Consider the following 1,938-nt stretch of genomic DNA (forward strand, 5'->3'; position numbering starts at 1 on the left):
AATATCTCGCCATCGGCGAAAGCGACCGGCTCACGCTGAAATTCGTGAAGCCCTGATCGAAGGGCCGGCGCGCGGAAAGCCGCCGGCCCGCCCGCTTATTCGCCCAGCTTGTCGATCTTGGCCTGCAGGCCGGCAAGCTGCGCCTTCAGCGCCGCCAGCTCGTCATCTGTCTCTTATACACATCTAGATGTGTATAAGAGACAGCCTGCTGGCCGTGGACATCGGCGCCGCGCAGGACGTGGAGGAAGGCGACTGGCTGGAGCTGGATTACGATCCCGCAACGGCATCGATTGCTTCGGGCCTGTCACAATATGAGTTGCTGACCTCGCTCGGCCGCCGCTATCAGCGGTGCTGGTTATGACGGGTAAGCGCTTGGCCGAAGCCATCATCTCATTCTTCGCCGCGATCGGCCGGATCGCCATCCGCTCGCTCGCCACGGTGGGCCGGGCGACATTGTTCGCGATCAATGCGATCCGGCGCGGGCTGACGCCCCCTTATTATCCGCACAAATGGCTGGAGCAGCTCGCCCATATCGGCTGGTTCTCGCTGCCGGTGGTGGGCCTGACGGCGATCTTCACCGGCGCCGCGCTGGCGCAGCAGACCTTCACCGCCGGATCGCGCTTCAACGCGACCTCGACGGTGCCGGCCATCGTGGTGCTGGGCATCGTGCGCGAGCTGGGTCCGGTGCTGGTCGGCCTGATGGTGGCGGGCCGCGTCTCATCGGCGATGGCGGCGGAGCTGGGCACCATGCGCGTGACCGAGCAGCTCGACGCGATGACGACGCTGCGCACCGATCCCTTCCGCTACCTGATCGCGCCGCGCCTGTTCGCGTCCGTGATCGCGCTGCCGCTGATGGTGATGATCGCCAATGCCATCGGCATCTTCGGCGGCTATCTGATCGCCGTCTACAAGCTGGATTTCAACGCCGTCGGCTATCTGAAGGTGACGCGCGAATTCCTGGAGGCCAGCGATTTCATGATGGCGCTGGTGAAGGCGGCGGTGTTCGGCTTCTTCATCGCGCTGATGGGCTGCTATCACGGGTTCCGCGCCAATGGCGGCGCGGCCGGCGTAGGTGAGGGCACCCGTAATGCGGTGGTGAGCGCCTTCATCCTGATCCTGCTTTCCAACCTCCTCATCACCGTGATGGCGTTCGGCTGATGGCGACCCCCAAGATCCAGATCAGCGGGCTGGCCAAGACGTTCGGCGCGAACCGCGTGCTCGACGGCGTGGACCTGGCGGTCGAGGCCGGGGAATCGATGACGATCATCGGCCAGTCCGGCAGCGGCAAATCGGTGACGCTGAAATGCATATTGGGCCTCGTCCGCCCCGATGCCGGATCGATCCGCATCGACGGCGAGGAGATCGTGGGGCTGGGCGAGCGCGACCTTGCCCGCGTGCGCGCCAAGTTCGGCATGCTGTTCCAGGGCAGCGCCCTGTTCGATTCGCTGCCCGTGTGGCGCAACGTGACCTTCGCGCTGACGCAGGGCCGCGCGCGGGACACCGCCCGGATGCGGGCGATCGCGCAGGAGAATCTGGAGCGGGTGGGGCTGGGGCCGGAGGTGCTGAACCTCAGGCCCAGCGAGCTTTCCGGCGGCATGCAGAAGCGCGTGGCGCTGGCCCGCGCCATCGCGCCCCGGCCGGAGATCATCTTCTTCGACGAGCCGACCACCGGCCTCGACCCGATCCGCGCCGACGTAATCAACGACCTGATCATGAGCCTGGTCGACGACCTCGGCATCACCGCGCTGACCATCACCCACGACATGGCATCCGCGCGGAAGATCGCCCACCGGGTGGCGATGCTCTACCAGGGCAAGATCATCTGGCACGGCCCGCGCGACCGGCTTTATGATTCCGGCAATCCCTATGTGGACCAGTTCGTCCAGGGCAATGCCGAGGGGCCGATCCGCTAGGATCAATCGGTTCCGGAATGGGGAG

At 65.7% G+C, this 1,938-nt stretch carries 2 protein-coding genes and 1 pseudogene; all 3 read left to right on the forward strand.

Annotated elements, in window-relative coordinates:
• Window positions 1-205: 205 nt before the first annotated feature.
• Window positions 206-361: pseudogene (locus BHE75_RS23975) on the forward strand (alanine racemase); the annotation flags it as partial.
• Window positions 358-1,158 carry an MlaE family ABC transporter permease gene (locus tag BHE75_RS07260; RefSeq protein ID WP_041864964.1) on the forward strand — a complete coding sequence of 267 codons (801 nt, stop codon included), beginning with the start codon at window positions 358-360 and terminating at the stop codon, window positions 1,156-1,158. The pseudogene BHE75_RS23975 and the gene BHE75_RS07260, both read left to right, overlap by 4 nt.
• On the forward strand, window positions 1,158-1,913 hold the full coding sequence (locus BHE75_RS07265; protein WP_015459917.1) for an ABC transporter ATP-binding protein: 756 nt from the start codon (window positions 1,158-1,160) through the stop codon (window positions 1,911-1,913). The genes BHE75_RS07260 and BHE75_RS07265 overlap by 1 nt, the downstream gene beginning before the upstream one ends.
• Window positions 1,914-1,938 lie beyond the last annotated feature (25 nt).

It is taken from the genome of Edaphosphingomonas haloaromaticamans (assembly GCF_001853345.1).
In the GTDB taxonomy this organism is placed as follows: domain Bacteria; phylum Pseudomonadota; class Alphaproteobacteria; order Sphingomonadales; family Sphingomonadaceae; genus Sphingomonas_E; species Sphingomonas_E fennica.

Excerpts from the sequence above, each read along its gene's own strand:
- BHE75_RS07265 (WP_015459917.1), top strand. The coding sequence starts at position 1,158 with ATGGCGACCCCCAAGATCCAGATCAGCGGGCTGGCCAAGACGTTCGGC.
- BHE75_RS07260 (WP_041864964.1), top strand. The coding sequence starts at position 358 with ATGACGGGTAAGCGCTTGGCCGAAGCCATCATCTCATTCTTCGCCGCG.